12 protein-coding genes are annotated in these 21,715 nt (G+C 76.5%); 6 read left to right on the forward strand and 6 right to left on the reverse strand.

The genetic code is table 11. The features are described from left to right. Positions 1-10 precede the first annotated feature (10 nt). The 6 genes from ACZ5GH_RS03385 to ACZ5GH_RS03410 all read left to right on the forward strand — a co-directional run bounded on the left by ACZ5GH_RS03385 (position 11) and on the right by ACZ5GH_RS03410 (position 11,550). A complete protein-coding gene (locus ACZ5GH_RS03385; protein WP_387747488.1) occupies positions 11-343 on the forward strand; it encodes a hypothetical protein in 333 nt (110 codons plus the stop codon). Then, a complete protein-coding gene (locus tag ACZ5GH_RS03390) occupies positions 340-747 on the forward strand; it encodes a GPW/gp25 family protein (protein ID WP_387747486.1) in 408 nt (135 codons plus the stop codon). The genes ACZ5GH_RS03385 and ACZ5GH_RS03390 overlap by 4 nt, the downstream gene beginning before the upstream one ends. Continuing rightward, positions 744-3,968: a putative baseplate assembly protein gene (locus ACZ5GH_RS03395; protein WP_464333380.1), complete on the forward strand. Its 3,225-nt coding sequence runs from the start codon at positions 744-746 to the stop codon at positions 3,966-3,968. The genes ACZ5GH_RS03390 and ACZ5GH_RS03395 overlap by 4 nt, the downstream gene beginning before the upstream one ends. Beyond that, complete coding sequence (locus ACZ5GH_RS03400) at positions 3,965-7,720, forward strand: putative baseplate assembly protein (RefSeq protein ID WP_464333381.1); 3,756 nt, start codon at positions 3,965-3,967, stop codon at positions 7,718-7,720. The genes ACZ5GH_RS03395 and ACZ5GH_RS03400 overlap by 4 nt, the downstream gene beginning before the upstream one ends. Before the next feature lie 100 nt (positions 7,721-7,820). Beyond that, positions 7,821-10,055, forward strand: coding sequence for a hypothetical protein (locus ACZ5GH_RS03405; protein ID WP_464333382.1), 2,235 nt, complete (start codon positions 7,821-7,823; stop codon positions 10,053-10,055). A gap of 46 nt (positions 10,056-10,101) precedes the next feature. Further along, positions 10,102-11,550 (forward strand): DUF6519 domain-containing protein, encoded by a 1,449-nt coding sequence (locus tag ACZ5GH_RS03410; protein ID WP_464333383.1) that lies wholly within the window; start codon positions 10,102-10,104, stop codon positions 11,548-11,550. A gap of 52 nt (positions 11,551-11,602) precedes the next feature. Here the strand turns inward: ACZ5GH_RS03410 and ACZ5GH_RS03415 are convergent, their stop codons facing one another. The 6 genes from ACZ5GH_RS03415 to ACZ5GH_RS03440 form a co-directional block, all read right to left on the reverse strand. Then, complete coding sequence (locus ACZ5GH_RS03415) at positions 11,603-12,178, reverse strand: hypothetical protein (protein ID WP_464333384.1); 576 nt, start codon at positions 12,176-12,178, stop codon at positions 11,603-11,605. Between the two features lie 174 nt (positions 12,179-12,352). Beyond that, entirely contained in the window at positions 12,353-13,396 is a 1,044-nt protein-coding gene (locus ACZ5GH_RS03420) for an NAD-dependent epimerase/dehydratase family protein (protein WP_464333385.1), read from the reverse strand. 15 nt (positions 13,397-13,411) lie between these two features. Next, complete coding sequence (locus ACZ5GH_RS03425) at positions 13,412-13,990, reverse strand: flavin reductase family protein (RefSeq protein WP_464333386.1); 579 nt, start codon at positions 13,988-13,990, stop codon at positions 13,412-13,414. Then, entirely contained in the window at positions 13,987-14,484 is a 498-nt protein-coding gene (locus tag ACZ5GH_RS03430) for an acyl-CoA thioesterase (RefSeq protein WP_387747470.1), read from the reverse strand. The genes ACZ5GH_RS03425 and ACZ5GH_RS03430 overlap by 4 nt, the downstream gene beginning before the upstream one ends. Beyond that, positions 14,484-20,375 carry a type I polyketide synthase gene (locus tag ACZ5GH_RS03435; RefSeq protein WP_464333387.1) on the reverse strand — a complete coding sequence of 1,964 codons (5,892 nt, stop codon included), beginning with the start codon at positions 20,373-20,375 and terminating at the stop codon, positions 14,484-14,486. The genes ACZ5GH_RS03430 and ACZ5GH_RS03435 overlap by 1 nt, the downstream gene beginning before the upstream one ends. 275 nt (positions 20,376-20,650) lie before the next feature. Next, entirely contained in the window at positions 20,651-21,712 is a 1,062-nt protein-coding gene (locus tag ACZ5GH_RS03440) for a carboxymuconolactone decarboxylase family protein (RefSeq protein ID WP_464333388.1), read from the reverse strand. Positions 21,713-21,715: the final 3 nt, after the last annotated feature.

Raw genomic sequence — 21,715 nt, forward strand, 5'->3', positions numbered from 1 at the left:
GGAGAGTCTCGTGCCCGGAAATCTGCTGCACGTCAATGCGACGGTGACCTGCCCGCACGGCGCCCAGGCCACGGCCCGGCCCGCCCAGGCGCGGGTGCTGGCCGCCGGCCAGGCCGTCACCGGCACCGCCGACCTGTACACCGTGACCGGCTGCCCGTTCAACGTGGCCGGCAAGCCGCAGCCCTGCGTCACGATCCGCTGGGTGGTGCCGTCCGCCCGGATCCGGGTGAACGGCTCCCCCGCGCTGCCGCAGTCCGCCGTCGGGCTGTGCCAGAGCGCCGAGCAGGTCCCGCAGGGGCCGCCGGTCGTGACCGTCGTCCAGCAGCGGGCGGTGGGCGCATGACGACGACCGGGTACCCCGCGAACGGCGCCGGACCGGCCCGCACGGACCTCGCCTTCCCGTTCCGGACCGACAGCCGCGGGCGCACCGCCGAGGCGGCGTACGACGACCACGTGCGGGACATGATCGAGCAGTTGCTGTTCACCAGCCCCGGCGAGCGGGTCATGCACCCGGACTTCGGCTGCGGGCTGCTCGACCTGGTCTTCGCGCCGAACAGCCCGGAGCTGGCGGCCACCCTGCAGCTGTCCGTCCAGGCGGCGCTGCAGCGGTGGCTCGGCGACGTGATCGAGGTCGTCTCGCTCGACGTGGAGAGCGAGGACAACGTGGTCCGGGTCGAGCTGGCGTACGTCGTCCGCCGGACGGGTGCGCGGCGGCACGACGTGTTCGAGGGCGGGGTGACGGCATGACCGGCGGATCCGAGGCGAGCGGGTGGGACGGAGGCCCGACGGTCCGGTGCGGGACGGAACGGCGCCGCGCCGACGTGCGCGCGGCGCACCTGCTGGGCCTGGACGGCGCCGAGCCGGACGACGACGGGCGCACGCTGAGTGTGACCTTCCTCGGCCGGGCCCCGGCCGGGCTGGGCCCGGAGAACATCCGGGTCGACGGCGGCCGGCGGATCACCGGCCTGCGCGCCGTCGAGGTCGACATCGAGCGCGCGGACGACCCGGAGCTGGACGACCGGATGCACGTCACCCTCGACCGGGCCGGCGACACCTCCCGCTACCGGCTGACCGTGGTCGAGGCGGACGCCTACGGCCGCCCGGGCACCCGCCCGTACCCGGGCTTCGACCCGAGGTACGCGAGCACCGGGTTCTCCTTCGGAGCCGACTGCCCCTCCCCGTACGACTGCCGCAGCGAGGAGAGCTGCCCGCCCGCCGTCCGGCCGGCCCCGGTCATCGACTACACCGCCCGCGACTACGAGAGCCTGCGCCGGCTGGTGCTGGACCGGATGAGCCTCACCACTCCCGGCTGGACCGAGCGGCACCTGCCCGACCTCGGCGTCACCCTGGTCGAGCTGCTCGCCCACACCGCCGACCAGCTCTCCTACCAGCAGGACGCGGTGGCCACCGAGGCGTACCTCGACACCGCCCGCCGCCGGGTGTCGGTGCGCCGGCACGTCCGGCTGATCGACTACCCCGTGCACGACGGCTGCAACGCCCGGACGTTCGTCGCGCTGACGGCGGACCGCACCCTCACCCTCCGGCGCGGCACCTTCCGCTTCGCCGCCGTCGACGTCGGCGGGCTCGGCCCGCAGGAACGGCCGCGGCTGTCCACGGTGATCCCGGACGAGGAGCTGGACGCGCTCACCCGGACCGCCGCCGTCGAGGTGTTCGAGCCGCTCGGCGCGGCCGACCTGGTGCTGCACCCCGCGCACAACACCATCCGGTTCTGGACCTGGGGGGACCAGGACTGCGTCCTGCCCGCGGGCGCCACCTCCGCCACCCTGCGCGACGACTGGCACCCGGCCGACCGGCCGGAGGCCCGCACCCGGCACCTGGCGCTGCGCCCCGGCGACCTGCTGGTCATCGAGGAGGTGCTCGGCCCGCGCACCGGCGCCGCCGCCGACGCCGACCCCGCGCACCGCCAGGCCGTCCGGCTCACCTCCGTCACCCACCTGGTCGACGAGCTGTACGAGCAGCCCGTGGTCGAGGTCGCCTGGGCGCCGGAGGACGCGCTGGCCTTCCCGGTCTGCCTGTCCGCGCACGGCGGGAGCGACTGCGGCCCGATCGACGACGTGAGCGTCGCCCGCGGCAACGTCGTCCTGGTCGACCACGGCCGCTCCCTCACCTTCTGCGGCGGCGCCCCGGAGACCTTCGCGGTGCCGCCGGAACCCGTCCGGGTGGCGCCCTGCGGGCCGGGCGGCTGCGGCTGCGCGGACCGCGACGGCGGCAGCCCCGCGGCGGAGGCGATCCACGAACTGCTGGACCAGGCCCGGGCCGGCCGCCAGCTCGGCCCCGAGCAGGTCCGCGAGCTGGACGCGCTGGTCGGCGAGGCGGCGGTCCGCCGGGCCGGGCTGAGCGTCCGGCTCGCCCCCGGCTCCGGCGCGGAGGGCGGGGAGGGCCAGGGCGCCGTGGTCGAGCCGCCCACCGCCGACGCCCAGGCGGCGGCCCTGGAGACGCTGCTCGACCAGACCCGCTACCCCGTCCTGCCGCAGCCGTTCCGCCCGCTGCTGCGCTACGCGCCGGTCACCCAGGCGGCCGCATACCCGGACCGCGGACAGGTCGGCGCCCGGCAGGCCGTCCTGCTCGCCGGCATCCCCGGACGGGTCCGCCTACGGCTGGAGGAGCTGTGGCACCGGGCGGACCGCGGCCACGACCTGTCCCGCGCCGAAGTCGCCGAACTCACCCTGCTGTTCGGCGCCCGGGTGGTGCACGAGCTGCGCCTCGCCGACCGGCCGGCCGCCGGGCTGCGCGAGCTGCTGGCCCGCCGCACCCGCCTGCTCGCCGCCAAGCTGCGCCGCCTCGAGGTGCTCACCGCGCGGGCCCGCTGCGGCGGGGTGCTCCGGCGCGGCGGCGTCTGGGAGGTGGCCCAGAGCTGGGGCGCCCGGTACGCCGCCGGGCTCGACCCCGACTCCCCCGCGCTGGCCGGCCCGGCGAGCGGCATCGCCGTCCAGGACCCGCGTACCGCCCTGCCCGCGGTGCTGGCCACCGCCGAGGGCCGGGAGTGGACGCCCCGCCGGGACCTGCTCGCCGACGGCCGGCGGGACCGGCACTTCGTGGGCGAGCTGGAGGACGACGGCCGCCTGGCGCTGCGCTTCGGCGACGGCCGCCACGGCCTGCCGCCCCGGCCCGGCGCCGAGCTGCGGGTCGCGTACCGGATCGGCAACGGCACCGCCGGGAACGTGGGCGCGGAAGCCGTCAACCACCTGGTGGTCTGCGGACAGCAGCCCGACCCGACCGGTCGCGGCACCGCCGCCCGGCCGCAGGACGCGGTGCTCCGGGTCCGCAATCCGCTGCCCGCGACCGGCGGCACCGATCCCGAACCGCTCGACCAGGTACGCCAGTTGGCCCCGCTGGCGCTGAGCCGCACCCGGCTGCGCGCCGTCACCGCCGCCGACTACGCGGAGCTGGCCGCCACCCTGCCGGGCGTCCGGCGCGCCGCCGCCGGGCTGCGCTGGACCGGCAGCGTCCAGGAGGTCCACGTGGCCGTCGAACCGTACGGGCGGGCCGAGGCGGACACCGCGCTGCTGGAGGCGGTCGGCCACGGCCTGGAGGCGTACCGCCGGATCGGCCACGACCTGGTGGTCCGCCCCGCGCTGCTGGTGCCGGTCGACCTCGAACTGCGGATCTGCGCCGCCGCGGGGTACCAACGCGGCCACGTGCTGGCCGAGTTGCGGCGGGTGCTGGGCGGCCGCGCCCTGCCGGACGGCCGGGTCGGCTTCTTCCACCCGGACGCGCTGGGCTTCGGCGACCCGGTGCGGGTCTCCCGGCTGGTGGCCGCGGCCGCCGCCGTGCCGGGCGTGGTCAGTGCCCAGGTCACCCGGCTGCGGCGGCAGTTCGGACGGGACGACGGCGAACTGGCGGACGGGCTGCTGCGGCTCGGCGCGCTGGAGGTCGCCGTCTGCGACGACGACCCCGACCGGCCGGAGAACGGCCGGCTCTCGATCGTGATCGGAGGCGGCCGATGACCGGCCAGTGCACCTGCGGCTGCTCGGGCACCGCCACCGCGACCCCGGCCCCGCTGTTCAACCCGCCCGGGCTGGACGCCATCGGCTACCGCGTCGGCCGCTACGGGGAGTTCCTGGACAGCCTGCTCGCCCGGCTGTCCGGCCCCGGCTACCCGGCGCTGCGCGACCTGACCGTCCGCACCCCGGACGACCCGGCGATCGCGCTGCTGGACTCCTGGGCCGTGCTCGCCGACGTGCTCACCTTCTACTCGGAGCGGATCGCCAACGAGGGCTACCTGCGCACCGCCACCGAGGAGGGCTCGCTCGCCCTGCTCGGCCGGCTGGTCGGGCACCGGCCCCGGCCCGGCGTGGCCGCCGACACCTACCTCGCCTACACCCTCGACCACGACCCGCGGGCCGCCGAGGACCCGACCGTGGTCGTGCCGCGCGGCGCCCGCAGCCAGAGCGTCCCCGGCCCCGGCGAGGACCCGCAGTCCTTCGAGACCGCCGAGGACCTCGCCGCCCGCTCGGCCTGGAACGAACTGGCCGTGCTGCGCCGCCGCCCGTACCAGCTGACGCCGGGCCAGCTGAACCCCGGCGGCCGCGCCGAGCTGTTCGCCGCCGGGACCGCCAACAACCTCAGGCCCGGCGACCGGCTGCTCTTCGTGTTCAGCGCCGACAAGGCCGCCGACCCGGTCCACCGGGTGCTGCGGCTGGTGCCCGAGGTCCGGATCGACCGCGAGAACGACGTCACGGTGATCGGGCTGCCCCGGGACCTGCGCACCCTCAAGGACCTGCGCGCCGAACTGGCCGACTGGATCACCGTCACCGAGACCGCCCCGAACCCCAGGCCCGGGCCCAGCCGGATCATCCGGGCGTTCGACGACCAGGTGCTGGCCCCGCTGCGCGCCGACCTCGACCGGCCCGCCGGTCCGCTCAGCACCCCGGCCGAGTTCGCCGACCGGCTCGCCCCGGTCGTCGCCCGGGCCGCCGAGGCCGCCGAACTGGCCCGCTCCCGGCAGCCGGTGGCCGACTGGTTCGGCCGCCTCGGCGAGGAGCTGGCCGGCCTGCGCGACCGGGCCCACCAGCTGGAGCCGCCGCAGGCCCCCGAGCAGCCCGGGCCCGGCCCCGGCGCCGCCGACCCGGCCGTCCGCGGACTCGGCCCGCTGCTGGCGGCGCTGCGCACCACCCCCACCCGGCCCCCGCTGAGCGCCCGGGACCTCGCCCGCGACCCCCGGCGCCTCTTCGCGCCCGGCTCGGACCTCGGCGCGCAGCTGCTGACCGCGCTCGACCCCCGGCTGCGCGACGGCCTCTACCCCGCCTGGCGACGGGTCGACCTGACCGAGCCGCTCGCCGTGCACGAGATCCAGGCGATGCGGGTGGTCGCCACCCCGTTCGGCGCCACCGCGCCGCTCAAGCCCGTCTACGGCGACGACGGCCGGATCGACCGCTACGTGGACTGGCCGCTCGCCGGCAGCACCCTGGTCGGCGTCCGGTTCACCTTCGACGCCGCCGGGACGGTCCCGACGACCGCCGACTTCACGTACGTCGAGGCCGGCAGCCTGGTGCACAGCGGCTTCTCGCTGCCGTGGGACCACACCTTTCCGTTCGGGCCCGGCCAGGTCAAGGTGGTCACCACCGAGCCGCCGGAGCCGCCGCCGAACCCGCGGGCCGCCGTGCCCGCGCCCGCCCCGGAGCCCGGGGTCAGCGCCCGGTTCCTCGCCAAGCTGCCCGAACGCACCGTCTTCGTGTCCCGCCCGCGGGCCGACGGACGCATCCACGTGACGGTCGACGGCGGGCCCGGCCCCGCGCTCGACTACCTGCTCGAACCCGGCCAGGAGAAGACCGGCGAGTCCGGCGAGCTGAACGTCCGGGTGCTGCGCCACACCGCCACCGACCAGTCGGCGCCCGCGGTCGAGGTGGTGTTCACCACCAAGCTGCAGCCGGTCTCCGGCACCGTCCTCGCCCTCGACGCGGTGTACGACCAGATCGCGCCCGGCAGCTGGGTGGTCGTCCAGCGCCCGCGCAAGGGCCTCGACGGCGGCATCCCGGGCAGCCGCGACCTCGCCGAGGTCATCACCCGGGTGACGGACGTGCGGGTGGTCTCCCGCGCCGACTTCGGCATCACCGGCAAGGTGACCGAACTGTCCCTGCAGCAGCCGTGGCTGGACGACAAGGACACCCAGCTCTCGGACATCCGGGACGCCACCGTCTACGCCCGCGGCGAGTCGCTGCGGCTCGCCGACGAGCCCGTCACCGAGGACGTCCACGGCGGCCGGATCGAACTCGCCCGGCTCTACGACGGCTTGACCCCCGGCCGGTGGATCGCGGTCAGCGGCGAGCGGACCGACATCCCGGGCACCACCGGCGTCCGGGCCACCGAACTGGCCATGATCGCCGGCGTCGAGCAGGGCGTCGACCCACACCTGCCCGGCGACACCGTCCGCACCACCATCACGCTCAGCGCCCCCCTCGCCCACCGCTACCGGCGCGACACCGTCCAGGTCCTCGGCAACGTGGTCCGGGCCACCCAGGGCGCCACCCGCGACGAGGCCCTCGGCAGCGGCGACGCCGGCGTCCCGGGCCAGCGCTTCACCCTCTGGCAGTCGCCGCTCACCTGGCTCGCCGCCGACACCCCCGGGGGCGCCCGCAGCACCCTGGAGGTCCGGGTCGACGGGGTGCGCTGGCAGGAGGTCGACAGCCTCGCCGGACGCGGCCCGGACGAGCGCGTCTACGTCACCGGGACCACCGGCGACGGCCGCACCACCGTCACCTTCGGCGACGGCGTGCACGGCTCGCGCCTGCCCACCGGCCGGGAGAACGTCCGCGCCCGCTACCGGATCGGCATCGGCGAGGCGGGCAACGTCGGCGCCGGCCGGATCACCCAGCTCACCACCCGCCCGCTCGGCGTCTCCGCCGTCGTCAACCCGCTGCCCGCCACCGGCGGCGCCGGCCCGGACGGCCCCGGCCTCGCCCGGCGCAACATCCCGCTCGCCGTCACCTCCCTCGACCGGCTGGTCTCGGTGCCCGACTACGAGGACTTCACCCGTTCCCGGGCCGGCATCGGCCGGGCCAGCGCCACCCGGCTCTCGGACGGCGGGCGGGAGCTCGTCCACGTCACCGTGGCCGGGGTGGACGACATCCCGCTCAGCGGCGACTCCGACCTGGTCCGCACCCTGCGCTCCGCGCTCACCGCCTACGGCGACCCGCGGCTGCCGGTCGAGGTCGCGGTGCGCGAACTCGTCCTGCTGGTCGTCGCCGCGCGCGTGAAGGTCCACCCGGACCACTCCTGGGACCTGGTCGAACCGGCACTGCGCCGGGCCCTGCTCGACCGCCTCGGCCACTCCGGACGCCAACTCGGCCAGAGCGCCCACCTGTCCGAGGTGCTCGCCACCGCCCAGGCCGTCCCCGGCGTGGACTGGATCGACGTCGACGCCTTCACCGGCGTGCCCGGCAGCCTCACCCCGGAGGGCCTGGAGCGGCTGTCCGAACAGCTCGCGCAGCCGCAGCCGACCGTCCCGGCCCGGCTCGCCCGCTTCGAGGAGCAGCGGTACCGGGTGCGGGACCGCGACGGGGAGACCCTCACCGACATCGCCGCCCGCAACGGCATCCCGGTCGCCGAGCTGCTGCGCCTCAACCCGGCCGTCACCGACACCCGCCCGCTGCCGCCCGGCCGCGTGCTGACGGTGTTCCGCGGCGTCCGCCCGGCCCAACTCGCCGTGCTGTCACCGAACCTGCCCGACACGTTGATCCTCAAGGAGATCCGCGCATGAGCGAGCGATGGGGGCACCCCCGGCCGGAGGCCGGGGGAGAGCGAGTCGACGAGAGGCGCGCGTGGGCGAACGCCCCCGCCGAGCGGAGCGGGGAGGCCGCATGACCTCGCCGTGGGACAGCCGGGACCCGGACGGACTGCTGGAGCTGCTGCCGCAGTGGCACCGGCTGCGGGACGCCGACGCGGGCGAGCCGCTGCGCGCCCTGCTGGCCGTCATCGCCGAGCAGGTCGACCTGGTCCGCGGCGGCGTCGAACAGGGCTACCGGGACTGGTTCGTGGAGACCGCCGCCGACTGGGCCGTCGCCTACCTCGGCGACCTGGTCGGCTACCGGATCCTGCCCGGCTACGAGGAGGTGCTCGCCACCGGTCTGCACGGCGGCGCCTCCCCGGAGCGGGCCGCGGCCCGCGACCGGCTCGCCGCCCGGCTGGCGCCGCGGCACGACGTCGCGAACACCGTCGCCAACCGCCGGCGCAAGGGCACGCTGCCCCTGCTGGAGGAGCTGTCCGCCTCGGTGGCCGACTGGCCGGCCCGGGCCGTGGAGCTGTCCCGGCTGCTCGGCGGGACCCAGCCGGTGCGGCTGCTGCGCCCCGACGAGGAGCTCGCCGACCGTCAGCGGCTGGGCCGGGGCCGGCTGGTCGACGTACGGCGCGGGGCCGCGCTGGACCTGCTCGGCGGCCCCTTCGACGGGCAGGCCCACACCGTCGACGTCCGCCGGGCCGCCTCCACCCGCCGCCAGGGCGGCCACACGCCGGCCGGGGTCGCCCTGTACGTCTGGCGGCTGAAGCCGTACCGGGTCACCCGGGCGCCGGCCTACTGCGTCGACCGGGCCAGGAACCTCTTCACCTTCTCCGTCCTCGGCAACGACGCCCCGCTGGTCACCCGGCCAGAGCCGGAGCCCTCGGCCACCCACCTCGCGGCGATCGACAACGTGCCGGCGCCGATCCGGCGCCGGCAGCTGGCCGAGCGGCCGGCCGACTACTACGGGCCCGGGAAGAGCTTCGCCATCTGGCGCGACGGCGCCCAGGAGCCGGTCCCGCCCGCGGAGATCACGGTGGCCGACCTGACCGACTGGGCGTACCGGCCCAAGCGCGGCCAGGTCGCCGTCGACCCGCTGCTCGGCCGGATCGCCTTCGGCGCCCGCTCCGCCCCGCGCCGCGGCGTCTGGGTCGACTACCACTACGCGTTCGGCGACGACACCGGCGGCGGCGAGTACCCGCGGGACCGCCCCGAGGCCCGGCACCGCACGGTCTACCAGGTCGGGCCCGGCCGGCCGTACGAGCGGATCAACGACGCCTACCAGCAGTGGCGCGCCGACCAGGCGGACGGCGGCGCGGGCGGCGCCGCCGTCATCGAGATCACCCACAGCGGGGCCTACCAGGAGCAGCTGGACTTCGACCTGGAGGGCGACGACCGCCTCGAACTGCGCGCCGCCGAGGGCGCCCGGCCGGTGATCCGGCTGCTCGACTGGTACAGCAACCGGCCGGACGCGCTCAACGTCCGGGGTGTCTGCCCGGGCGGGCGGCTGGTCCTGGACGGCCTGCTGATCACCGGCCGCGGGGTCAACGTCACCGGGCCGCTGGCCTCCGTCACGCTGCGGCACTGCACCCTGGTGCCGGGCTGGTCGCTGGAGCCGCACTGCGAACCGCACTCGCCGTACGAGCCCAGCCTCGTCCTGGACCACACCACGGCCTGCGTCCGGATCGAGCGCAGCGTCCTGGGCGCGATCCAGGTCGTCGGCGACGAGGTGGACGCCGACCCGCTGGAGGTCCACCTCGCCGACAGCATCCTGGACGCCACCGGATCCGAGCGGCCGGCGCTCGCCGGGCCCGACTGCGAACACGCCTTCGCGCTGCTGCACGCCCACCGCTCCACGGTGGTCGGCGAGGTGCACGCCCACGCGGTGCCGATCGCCGAGGACAGCGTGTTCACCGGGCGGCTGCGGGTGGCCCGCCGCGCGGTCGGCTGCCTGCGGTTCTGCTACGTCCCCCCGGGCTCGCGCACCCCGCGCCGGTACGAGTGCCAGCCCGACCTGGTGCGCTCGGCGGTGACCGGGCTGGTCGAGCGCGGCGAGCTGCCCCCGGCGCAGGCCGCCAGGCTGCGCGACGTGGAGGCGGCCCGGGTCCGCCCGGTGTTCAGCAGCCTGCGGTACGGCACGCCCGACTACGCGCGGCTGGCCGCCGGGTGCGCGCCGGAGATCACCCGCGGCGCCGAGGACCGCTCCGAGCTGGGCGCCTTCCACGACCTGTTCCAGCCCCAGCGCGAGGACAACCTGCGGGCGCGGCTGGCCGAGTACGCGCCGGCCGGCACCGACGCCGGCGTCTTCTTCGTGACCTGACCCGCCCCCGACACCGCCCCCGACCATCGACTGTGAGAGGGAACCCGTGCACGCAGACTTCTCGCGCCTGACCTTCCGGCCCGACAAGCACTACTCCGCGGTGCTGAGCCAGCAGGGCCGCGTCCAGCTGGACGCCGACGCCAACGAGCAGGCCGCGATCGAGCGCTACCAGCTGCGCACGCTCGCCGCCGACCTGATCGGCCGCCGCGGCGGGCCGGCCGCCGCGCCCGGGTTCGAGATCGGCTACCTGCCGGGCAACCAGGACGCGGCCGACCTGACCATCGGCGGCGGCCGGTACTACGTGGACGGCATCCTGTGCGAGGCCTACCGGCCCGAGCCCGGCGCCGCCGTGCCCGACGACGGCCACTGGGGCGGCGACGGGACGGACGGGGCCGCCGGTGCCGTCGGTGTCCCCGGGCAGGAGCCCGCCGTCTGGACGTACTGGGACCAGCCGGACGCCTACCGGGACCAGGAGCGCCCCGGCGACCGGCTGCCCGCCGAGTTCCCGTTCCTGGTCTACCTGAAGGTCTGGGAGCGCAGCGTCACCGCCGTCGAGGACCCGGAGATCCGCGAGGTCGCCCTCGGAGCGGCGATGCCCGACACCGCGGCCCGCGCCAAGGTGGTCTGGCAGGTACTGGCCCTGCCCGCCTCGGAGTTGAGCGTCCCGGACGGCGGGGTGTCCCGGGTCCGGGACGCCTTCGACGCGTGGGCCGAACCGCAGGAGCGGGCCGCCGCCTGGCTGGCCGCGCGCGCCCGGCGTCCGGACCGGGCGAACGAGGACCCGTGCCTGTCCCACCCCGAGGCCGCCTACCGGGGCCCGGAGAACCAGATGTACCGGGTGGAGGTCCACCGGAGCGGCTCGGCCGAGTGCGGCGCCACCTTCAAGTGGTCCCGGGAGAACGGCTCGGTCGTCCTTCCGATCGCCTCGGTCGAGGGCGTCTGGGTCGACCTCACCACGCTGGGCGACGACGACAAGCTGGGCCTCTCGGTCGGCGACTGGGTCGAGGTCGCGGACAGCGCGTACGTCAGCCGGGAGGAGCCGGCGGACCTGCTCCAGGTGGAGGAGACCGACCTGCCGGGCCGCCGGGTGCGGCTGTCCGCCGAACCGGCGCCGGAGGTCGGCCGGCTGGCCGAACGCCACCCCTTCCTGCGCCGCTGGGACCACCGCGCGCCCCGCGGCCGGGACGCCCTGCCGCTGGCCGGCGGCGCCCTGCGGCTGCGGGAGGGCGCCTGGCTCGACCTGGAGGACGGCGTCCAGGTGTACTTCCGCCCGGGCGGCGACTACGCCCGCGGCGACTACTGGCTCGTCCCGGCCCGCACCGCCACCGGCTCGGTCGAGTGGCCGCGGAACGCGGCCGGCGAGGCCCTCCTCCAGCCGCCGGCCGGCGTCCGGGTGCACCACGCCCCGCTCGCCTGGGTGAAGGGCCCGACCACGGTCGTCGACCTCCGCCAGACCTTCGCCCCCCTGACCGCGCCCGCCCCGCAGGAGGCCTGACCCGCCCGGCCCGCACCGGCGGCCGGCGGCCTCCGCGGTTCCGCCCGCGGGCTCAGCCGCTCCAGGTGCCGGTCGTGCCGGTCGTGCCGGTCGCCCGGGGCGTGCCTCCGGTGGCGGTGCCCCGGGTGGCCGGGGCCCCGGCTCCGGCGCCAGAGGTGGTGGTCCGCACCCCCGGGGCGGTGGTGCCGACCGTCGGGCCGGCCGAGGTGCGGGGCGCGGCCGGGGCCGCCGCCGTGCGGGGCGCTGCGGTGGTCCGGCGGGCGGCGGGGGCGGTCGGCGCGGTCGAGGGGGCGTCGCCGCCCGGTGCGATCCGCTCGATCCTCAGCACCAGGTTGCGGTCCTGGCGGCCGCCCGCCAGGTCGCGGTTGCGGCTGTGCACGACCTGTGTCGACACGCCGCCGACGTCCTGCCACCGGCCCTGGACGGCACGGCTGTTGGGGCACCAGCCGCCCTCGTCCCGGTGTTCCAGGTCGAGTTCCCAGCGCTCCGCCTCGACGACGTGGACGGCGCCGACCTCGCCGGGGATCTCCACCGGGGCGGCGCCCCGGACGGTCACCACCGCCCGCTGGGGGAACCGCCCCTCCACCGCCGTCACCGTGATCCGGCTCGCCCCCTGGTACCAGGCCATCGCTGTGCTCCCTCGTCCGTCCTTCGGGCCGGCTGCCGACCGCCCCCAGCCGTTAGCACGGACGGCGCCCCCTCCGGGGTTCGACCGTCCGCGTCCGGCACCGCGGGGCCGGGAACGGCCGACGGCCGGTCGGGGGCGGACCGGAGTCCGCCCGCGACCGGCCGCCGGTGCGGCTCAGCGGGCCCGGGGGCCGTCCTTGTCCCGCGCGAGCACACCGGCCTGACGTGTCGTCAACTTGCCCTGGCCGTACAGCCAGCGCACCGTGTCGGCCATGGTGTCGGCCGTCGGCCTCGGGGTCAGCCCGCCGGTGCTCGCGGCGGGGTCGACCGGGGCCGCGCAGGCGCAGGTGTACACGGCCCCGTACTCGGCGGGGATGTGCCAGGGCCATCCGCGCTGGAGCAGGCCGGCCAGGGTGCCGACCGGCAGCATGGCCCGGGCCGGGAGGAAGGCCGCGGGCAGCCGCCGCCCGGTGACCTCCCGCAGGGTCCGCACGTACTGCCGGGTGGACAGGTGGCGGCCGGGCCCGAAGTGCCGGTCGGCGCCCGCCCTCGGCGCGGTCAGCAGCCGGGCGTGCAGCTGCGCGGTGTCCCGGACGTCGCCGACCGGGAAGCCGCCGAGCGGCCAGATCGGCATCAGCCCGCGCAGGGCGTTGCGCAGCCGGGCGTTCTGGTCGCCCGGCCCCGGGTCCTGCGGGCCGAGCAGCGCCGGCGGGTAGCTGATGACCACCGGCGCGCCGTCCCGCTGGTGGCCCCGGGCGATCCGCTCGGCCGCGGCCTTGGTCGCCATGTACGTGTCCCGGGGGCGGCCGACCGGGGAGTGCTCCCCGAGCGGCCGTCCAGGGGACGGCAGCAGGGCGACGATGCTGGAGACGTGGACGACCGGGTCGGCGCCCGACCGGCGGGCCGCGGCCAGCACCAGCTCGGTGCCCCGTTCGTTGGTCCGGCGCATCTCCGCGTTCCGCCGGCTGTCGAAGGAGTACACCCCGGCCGCGTGCAGGACGGCGTCGGCGCCGCGCACAGCCCGGGCCGCGCCGCCCTCGTCGGTCACGTCCCCGACGACCAGGTCGACGGCGGCCGGGTCCACCGCCAGCAGGCCGAGCGCCCGTTCCGCGGCCTGCGGGTCGCGGACCAGCATGCGCACCCGGTGTCCGCCGCGGACCATCGCCGCGACGGAGTGCAGGCCGAGGAATCCGGTGCCGCCGGTCACGCTCACCAACATCGGTCCATCCTCCGCTCAGCCGATCCCTTCCGGGTTCCCGCCGACGCCCCGGTGGAAGGCGCCACCGTAGAACAGCAGCGCCTGCCGGTGGTCGGACCAGTCCGCGGCCAGCACCTCGCCGAGGAAGATCGAGTGGTCGCCGCCGTCGTACTGCTCGGCGAGCTTGCACTCCAGCCAGGCCAGCGAGTCCGCCAGCAGCGGGGCGCCGGTGAACGGGCCGGGCTGCCAGTCGAGGCCGTCGAACTGGGCGGCCCCGCGCGGCCTGCTCTTGTTCGCGAAGTAGCGTGCGAGACGCTCCTGTTCGGCGCCGAGCACGGAGACCGCGAAGGACCTGGTCGCGGTGATCGCCTCGTGCATCGTCGCGGAGCGGGCCACGCAGCACAGCACCATCGGCGGTTCCAGGGAGACCGAGCTGAACGCGTTGGCGGTCATCCCGTGGACGTACTCGCCGCCCGTGGTCAGCACCGTGATCCCGGTGGCGAACCGGGCCATCGTCTCGCGCAGGGCGCCCGGCAGGACGGCCCGGTTCTCGGCGGCCGCCGGCGCCGGGGCCGGCGGCCGGGTGTTGACCGGGGACCGGCCGTTGCCGATCACAGCGCCCGCTCCGTCTCCACCGGACCGCCGGGCGCGGCCTGGGCCGCCAGGGCCCGCGCGACGGCCGGGCCCTCGGCGTACGGCGCCAGCGCCCGGCGCAGCGCCTCGGGCACCCGGGCGGGGACGGTGGCCGTGTTCGGTCCGCGCATGCACGCGATCCGCTGCCGGCCGCGGGCGACCAGGTTCTCCTGCTCGCCGTCGATCCGCAGGTAGTCGAAGCTGAACTGGATCTGGGTCTGGGTCAGCTCCTCCAGCCGCATCCGGACCGACAGCTCGTCGAACGAGGTGATCTCGGCGAAGAAGTCGCACTCCACCTTGAGGGTGAACAGCTTCAGGTCGTCCTGCAGCTCGGCGAGCACCTCCGGCGCCTTGTCCTTGAGGAACATCTCCCGACAGCGCCCCTGCCAGCGCAGGTAGTTCACGTAGTAGACGTTGCCGACGAGGTTGGTCTCCTCGAACCCGACGGTGTGCCGGATCTCGTAGTAGGCCGACATCAGTTCTCCTTTCCGACGAGGACCGCGAAGAGCACCGGCTCCGTCCGGTCGTTGACGGTGGTCACCCAGGTGGCGACGGACGCGTCACCGGCGGACAGCACCACCCAGCCGCCCGGGTGGACCCGGTCGAGGGTCAGCGCCTGGGTGGTGGCGCCGGACTTGCGCAGGCATTCCAGCGCGCTCCAGACCCGGGTGCCGGCCACCGCCGGGCTGCAGCCCGCATCGGTCACCAGCAGGTCCCGCAGGGCGAGTTGGCCGGCGCCCAGCAGCGCGTCCCAGTCCTCGGCGGTCCGCTCCAGGACGGTCTCGACGTCGCAGGCGAGCCGCCCGCGTCCGGCCACCGCGAGGGTCAGGCCGGCGGCGTGCGAGGCCGACACCGTGGTGCCGTCGAGTTCCGGCGCACCGGCGAGTTCGGGCTTGCCGTCCGGCCGGTGGCGCAGTTCCACCGGCCGGCCCAGCGCCCGGCCGAGGGCGGTCGCGGTGCGGGCCCTGCGGTCCCCGTCCCGGGCGGCGGCCTGGGCCGTGCCGTCCGCGGCGGGCTTCGCCTCGGGTTCGACGACCACCGCGCGGCGGCCGCCCAGCACCCGTTCCAGACCGCGTTCCAGGTACGAGCCGAGCATCGCGGGCACCCAGGGCCCGGCTCCGTCGCGCTTGCGGACGGCGACCAGGGTCAGCCCCTCCCAGCGCTCGACCACCTTCCCGGCCGGGGTGCGCACGTCGAGGTCGTAGACGTAGCTGTCCCCGTCCTGCGAGCGCTCCCTGGCGTCGAGCACCACGTACTCGGAGTCCTGGTCGGCCGGGTCGGCCAGCCAGAGCCGTTCGATGCCCTGCGGCAGCAGCGTGGCGTCCGGCACGCAGCACTGGATGGCGTGCATCATCGCGTCCCGGGTGCCGGGGTCGGCGAGCCGCTGGTCCTGCGGCAGGAAGGCCGCGAACCACGGCGCCTGGGCGGTGGTGGAGATCTCCGCCAGCGCGTGCCGGGCGCTCGCCCGCCGGTACTCCAGCAGCCGCTGGAACCGCTTTCCCTGGAAGAGCACGCTGCCGTACAGCTCGGTCACCGGGTCCACCGGCACCGCCGGCAGGCCGAACTCGGCCGGCACCGGCGTCCCGGGCACCTCGGGCCGCGGGTAGCGCAGCGTGGCCCGGAAGTGGTCGGCGGCGAAGTCGGTGCCCTCGCTGCGCAGCACCACGTCGACCGTCCCGGGATCCCGGACCAGGGCCGCGATCCGGATGGTGGTCGAGCCGCCCGGCCGGACCACCACGGGCCGCCGGAACTCGACGTCCTCCAGCAGCGGCGGGCCCTGGTGGCCGCTCACCGCGGCGGCGACCTGGGCCATCGCCTCCATGCCGAGCACGGCCGGGAAGAGCAGGTCGTCCTGGAGCCGGTGGTCGGTCAGGTACGGGTCGCCGCCCTCGGTGAGCTCGGTCTCGGTGATCAGCTCGATGCCGGGGTGGTGCGCCACCACCCGCTCCACGAACCTGGTCAGCGGCAGCTCCTGGCGGACGGTGGCGAGGGTCGGCAGGCCGCCGGCCCGTCCGCTCACCACCAGGACGGGGCCGGCCGACGGGTCCGCGAGCACCTCGCGGAGCACCTGGATGCCGTTCTCGGTGGAGATCGGCGTGATGCCCTCGCGGATCAGCGCCTCGACGACACCGAGCCGTTCGCCCATGCCCGCGCCCGACCAGACCGACCACTCCAGCGCGAGGGCCCGGGCCTTCGGGTACCGCTGCTGGAAGCGGAGGGTCAGTTCGGTCATCCAGTCGTTGGCGGTGGCGTAGTGCGCCTCGCCGCGCAGGCCGGCCCGGCCGATGATCGAGCCGAAGGTGACCAGCAGCTTGAGGCGCTCCGGCCGGACGGCCGCGAGGACCGCCTCCAGGCCGTCGGTCTTGGGCGCCAGGGTCTGCCGGAAGTCCTCGGCGGTCAGCGCGTCGAGGGCGGCCGGGTGGTTGCGGCCGGCGCCGTGCAGCACCGCGGTGACCGGGCCGAGCCCGCTCTCCAGCAGGGCCACCGCGGCGGCGACCTCCTCGGCCGAGGTGACGTCGGCGCGGGCGTAGCGGTAGCGCAGGCCCGCGTCGTCCATCCTGGCGAGGTTGCCGGCGAGTTCGCGGTCGGTGGCCGGGTCGGCGCGGCCGATCAGGGCCAGGGCGGCCCCGGAGTCCTTGGCCATCGCGATGGCGCACTCGGCGGTGATGCCCTTGCCGCCGCCGGTGACCAGCAGGACGTCCCCGGCGTCGAGCGGGGAGCCGCCCTCCGCTGCCGGGCGCAGCTGCAGCGGCCGCAGCAGCGGGACGGTCCGGCCGCCGTCCGCCTGGTAGCGGACCTCCGCGAAGCCGGCCGTGGCGGCGGTCTCGGCGACCACCCGGGCCACCGCCTCGTCGCGGGCGGCCCCCTCGGGCGCGGTGTCGGGCAGTTCGACGATCGTGGTCGGGACGGTCGGGTGCTCCAGGTGCAGGGTCTTGGCCAGCCCGGCGGCGCCGAGCCGGTGCTGGACCACGACCAGCCGGGTGCCCTCGGGGGCGGCCAGCACGGCCCGCCCGGCGGCCAGGAAGAGCTCCGCCTCGTCCGGTCCGCACGCGTCCGGGAGGCAGAGCAGCACGCCGTTGCCGAGGCCCGCGGCGGCGAGCGCGGTGCGCAGCGGCTCGGCCAGCGGGTGGCCGGGCGTGCTGTGGACCGTCCAGTCCCCGGCCGGGCCCGCGGGGCCGGGCTGCGGGCGGGCCGGCGGGGCGGCCGGGACGTGCTCGACCGCGAAGGGCCGCACCCACGGGGCCACGCCGTCGACCTCGCCCGCCGGCGCGGCGCCGTCCTGCGCGGTCCCGGCCAGCTGGTCGATCAGCTCGGCGATCCCGCCCAGGTTCACGGTCGCGTAGTTGGGCGTGGCGGCGAGCACGGGCCGGCCGAGCGCCCGGGTGACGTCGTTGACGATCTGGCCGATGGTGATCGAGCTCAGGTGCAGGTCGTCCATCGGGTGGGTCTGCGCGGTGACGGAGTCCAGCGGCAGTTCGACCCGCTCGGCGGCGAGCCGGCGCAGCAGCTCCAGGGTGGAGTCCTGGGCCGCGTCGGTGTCCGCGGACGCCCGCGCGCCGTCCCGCTCGTCCCGGCCCGGTCCGCCGTCCCGGGCCACCGGGTCGGCCAGGTCCGCGTCGATGGCCGGAGCCGCCTCGCAGGGGTTGGCCAGGAAGGTCATCGCACCGTCGGCCGGCAGCGGCCGCACCAGGCGGTCGCCGAACAGGGCCTCGGTCCGCAGCGGCACGCCGAGCACGTACGCGGCGCCGGCGACCCTGAGCAGCGGGCCGAGCGAGGCGCTGTCGGTGTCGACCGCCAGGGTGGTGAGGTCCGGGGCGATCTCCGCCAGCAGGCCGGACAGCACCCGGCCCGGGCCGACCTCCACGACCAGGTCGGCGCCGGCGGCCGCCGCGGTGGCGGCCTCCTGGAACCGGACCGGGAGCAGCACCTGCTCGCGCAGGACCTCCCGCAGGTCGGCGGACGGGTCCAGGAACCGGCCGGTGACGGTGGAGGCGATCGGGCGGACCGGCTCGCTGAAGTCGAACTCCGCCAGTTCGGCCGCCATCGCGACCGCGGCCGGCTCGACCAGCGGCGAGTGGAAGGCGTGCGACACGTTCAGCCGGGTCGCCGTGACGCCCTCGGCCGCGGCCCGGCGGCAGACCTCGTCGACCGCCTCGGCGGGGCCGGAGAGCACGGTCTGCCGGGGCCCGTTGTAGCCCGCGACGACCACGTCCTGACCGGCGGACAGCCGGGCGGCCTGCTCCGGGGTCGCCGCCAGGCCGGCCATCGCGCCGCCGCCGCGGCTCGCCCGCGCCATCACCCGGCCGCGGACGGTGGCCAGGCGCACCACCTGCTCCTCGGTCATCGTGCCCGCCCAGTGCAGGGCGGTCAGCTCCCCCAGGCTGTGGCCGACGGCGGTGTCGGCCCGGATGCCGATCGCGTCGAGCACCCGCAGGGCGGCCAGCGAGCCGGTGACGATCCGCGGCTGGGCCACCTGGGTGGCGACCTGGTCGTCGCCGGTGGGCAGCGCGGCCGCCCGGAACACCTCCTCCGCCGCGGCGAACCGGCGCCGGATCGCGCCGACGGCGCCGCGGCCGGAGCCCTGGCCCGGGAAGAGGTAGACGATCCGCGGGGCGGTCCGGGCGCGGCCGAGGAAGACTCCCTCACCGGCCGAGAACGCCTCCCGCGCGCCGGAGTCGAGCAGGGCCAGCAGCCGTTCGAGGCCGCGTACGGCGTCGTCCGGCGTGGTCGCGACGACGGCGGCGCGCACCGGGCCGCCGGCCTGCCGGTCGGCCAGCGTGCCGGCCAGGTCGGCCAGTTCGGCCTGGGCCAGCTTCGGCACGAGTTCCAGCAGTCGGGCCACTTCCGCGCGCAGCGCGGCCGTGTCCGGCCCGTCCAGCAGCAGCAGTTCGGCGTCCTGGCGGCCGGCGACCAGCCGGGTGGTGCGCTCGTCGAGCGCCTCGCGCCGGGTGCTGCCGGGCGCCTGGGCGACCGCGACGTGGGTGTTGATCCCGCCGAAGCCCATCGCCGACACCCCGGCCCGGACCGGCTGGTCGGCCGGCCAGAGTTCGGCCTGGCGCGGGACGTACATCGCCGCGTCGTCACCGAGCAGGCCGGGGTGCGGGTCGACGTGGCCGGTGGCCGGGGGGATCACCTGGTGGTGCACGGCGAGGGCCGCCTTGATCAGACCGGCGACGCCCGCGGCGGCCTTGGTGTGCCCGAAGTTCCCCTTGACCGTGCCCAGCGCGGCCGGACGGGCCGTCGGGTCGGCGAGGCGGCGGGCGGAGGACAGCGCCTCGATCTCGGTCGCGTCGCCGAGGGCGGTGCCGGTGCCGTGACCCTCGAAGTAGGAGACCGTCTCGACGCCGTAGCCCGCCCGCTGGTAGGCGCGGGTCAGCGCCAGCCGGTGGCCGCCGGCCTCCGGCCGGGTGATGCCGCCCTTGCCGTCGGAGGAGACGCCCCAGCCGCTGATGCTCGCGTAGATCCGCCGGCCCTGCGCCACCGCGTCCCGCTCGCGCATCAGCACGAGCATGCCGGAGCCCTCGCCGGGCCAGAAGCCGTTGGAGTCCCGGTCGTAGACCTTCATCTCGCCGGTGGCCAGCGCGCCGGTCTTGGCGAAGCCGATCACCTCGAACGGGTCGATGGAGAGGTCGACGCCGCCGGCGACGGCCACGTCCAGCTCGCCGTCGGCGAGCGCCTTGGCCGCCGTGACGACGGACAGCAGGGAGGAGGAGCAGGCGCCGTCGACCGTGTAGCCGCCACCGCGCAGGTCGAAGTGGTTGCAGATCCGGCCGGCGATGGTGTTGGCGAGGCCGCCGGCCAGCGAGTCCTCGTCGATGGCCGGGAACGGCGCCTTGTACTGCGGCTCCAGCTCCTGGAGGAACTTGGCGACGTCGCCCTCGGACCAGCCCTGGCCGGCCAGCGCGGCGGCCACCGTGCGGCGCACGTACGGCCACCGCAGCCGCATGATGTTGGCCCGCGAGAATTCCCCGGTGAGGCTGTTTCCGACCACCACGCCGGTGCTCTGGTGGGGAAGGCCCGAACCGTCCGGGAATCCGGCGTCGGCGAGCGCCTCGGCGGCCACGTCGAGGGCCAGCCAGTGCGTCAGGTCGGTCGCCCGGTAGGTGCTCCCGGCGACGCTGTACTTGATGCGGTCGAACGCGTAGTCCCGGAGGACGGCGGCCTTCTTCGTGTAGTGCCGGTCGGGCGCGCTCCGGTCCTCCGACCAGTAGTCCGCCTGGTTCATCCGCTCGTCCGGCAGCCGCCGGAAGGCCCGCCGACCACCCAGTACGTTGTCCCACAGTTCGCTCGCCGAATTGGCGTCCGGGTAACGGAGGCCAATTCCCACGATAGCGATCCGCTCACTGCTCACGTATTCACCACCCATGGAGATGAATTGACGGCGAATATTGTCGCCGGCTCGACTCTCTGCACTGTCGTCAAGCGTGCATCTGCGGCCGTCCGGATGTCTTCTCCGAGTTTGCTTTCCGGCTGGTCCGGGCCGGTGCTTTTCCATAACGGCGTGATGCCGCTTTTCCATAACGGTGTGATTTCCTGGCCGCGCTATTCGATAACGCCGTGATTCGCCGGCCGGCCGCGCCGGGAACGCACCGAGGCCCCCGCCGGTCGGCGGGGGCCTCGGTGGTGCGGGCGTACGCGGGGTCAGGGGCCGGCGGCCGCCGGGACGCGGTCGCCGAGCCGGGCGCCCAGCTCCCGGGCCGCCGTCAGGGCGGCCCAGGAGGTGAGCTCGATCAGCGCGGCGTCGCCCGGCCGGTCGCGCCGGAACCCGGCGACGGTACCGTCGTCGACCTGGTACGAGGCCTTGGCGGTCAGCAGGGCCAGCCGGCCCGCCGCACGCTCGTCCTCGGGCAGCGCCGACACCGCCTCCTCGACCCAGCCGCGGCCGAGCCCCGGCGGCCGGCCGTCCCACCCGGCCAGCTGGTCCACGACCAGGCCGCGGACGCCGTCCGGCACGGACCGGGCGCCCGCCGCGTCGATCACGGCGGCCGCCCGGGCGAACGCCCCGGCGACGCTCGGGGTGCCCGCCGCCCAGCGCAGGTCCCCGGGCAGCGGCGCGGACGCCAGCAGGTCGAGCGAGGTCCCGGCCGGCGGGGCGACCCGCGCGCCGCGGCGCATCAGCCGGCCGAGGACGGCCCGCGCCGCCGACCGCGCGGCCGCCGGGAGGCCGGCCGGGAGCGGGCTGTCCGCGAGGAACAGGTTGACCATGCGGTTGAGGTAGTGGAAGGTGACCGCCACCCCGACCAGTTCGGGCGCCGCCTCCGCCGGGAACGGCGGCCCGGCGCCCGGCGTCCGCCCGTGGTCCCCGTCCGCGCGGAACCAGTCGGCCGCCGCCTCCGCCGCCGCGCGGGCCGCACCCGGGGCGCCCGCCCCGGGCAGCAGCGCGCCCAGCGTCGTGCTGTGCACCTCCACGCAGTACGGGCAGGCGTTGGCGGCCGAGACGGCCGCGGCCACCGCCTCCTTGGTCGCCCGGTCGACCCGCCCGCCGGCGACCAGGGTCTCCCGCAGCATCACCCAGGAGGCGGCGAGCACCTCCGGCGCGGCGGCGTGCAGGCCGATCGGCGGTGCGAGCATCCCGAACTCCCGCTCGACCTCGGCGAAGACGCGGGCCACCTCCTCCCCCGCGTCGGCCGGCCGCACCGGGGCGACCCGGTGGATCCCCGCCATGGACCTCCGCAGGGCCGGCCGCAGGAACGGTGTCGTCATGTG

Source organism: Kitasatospora sp. Xyl93 (assembly GCF_055383135.1).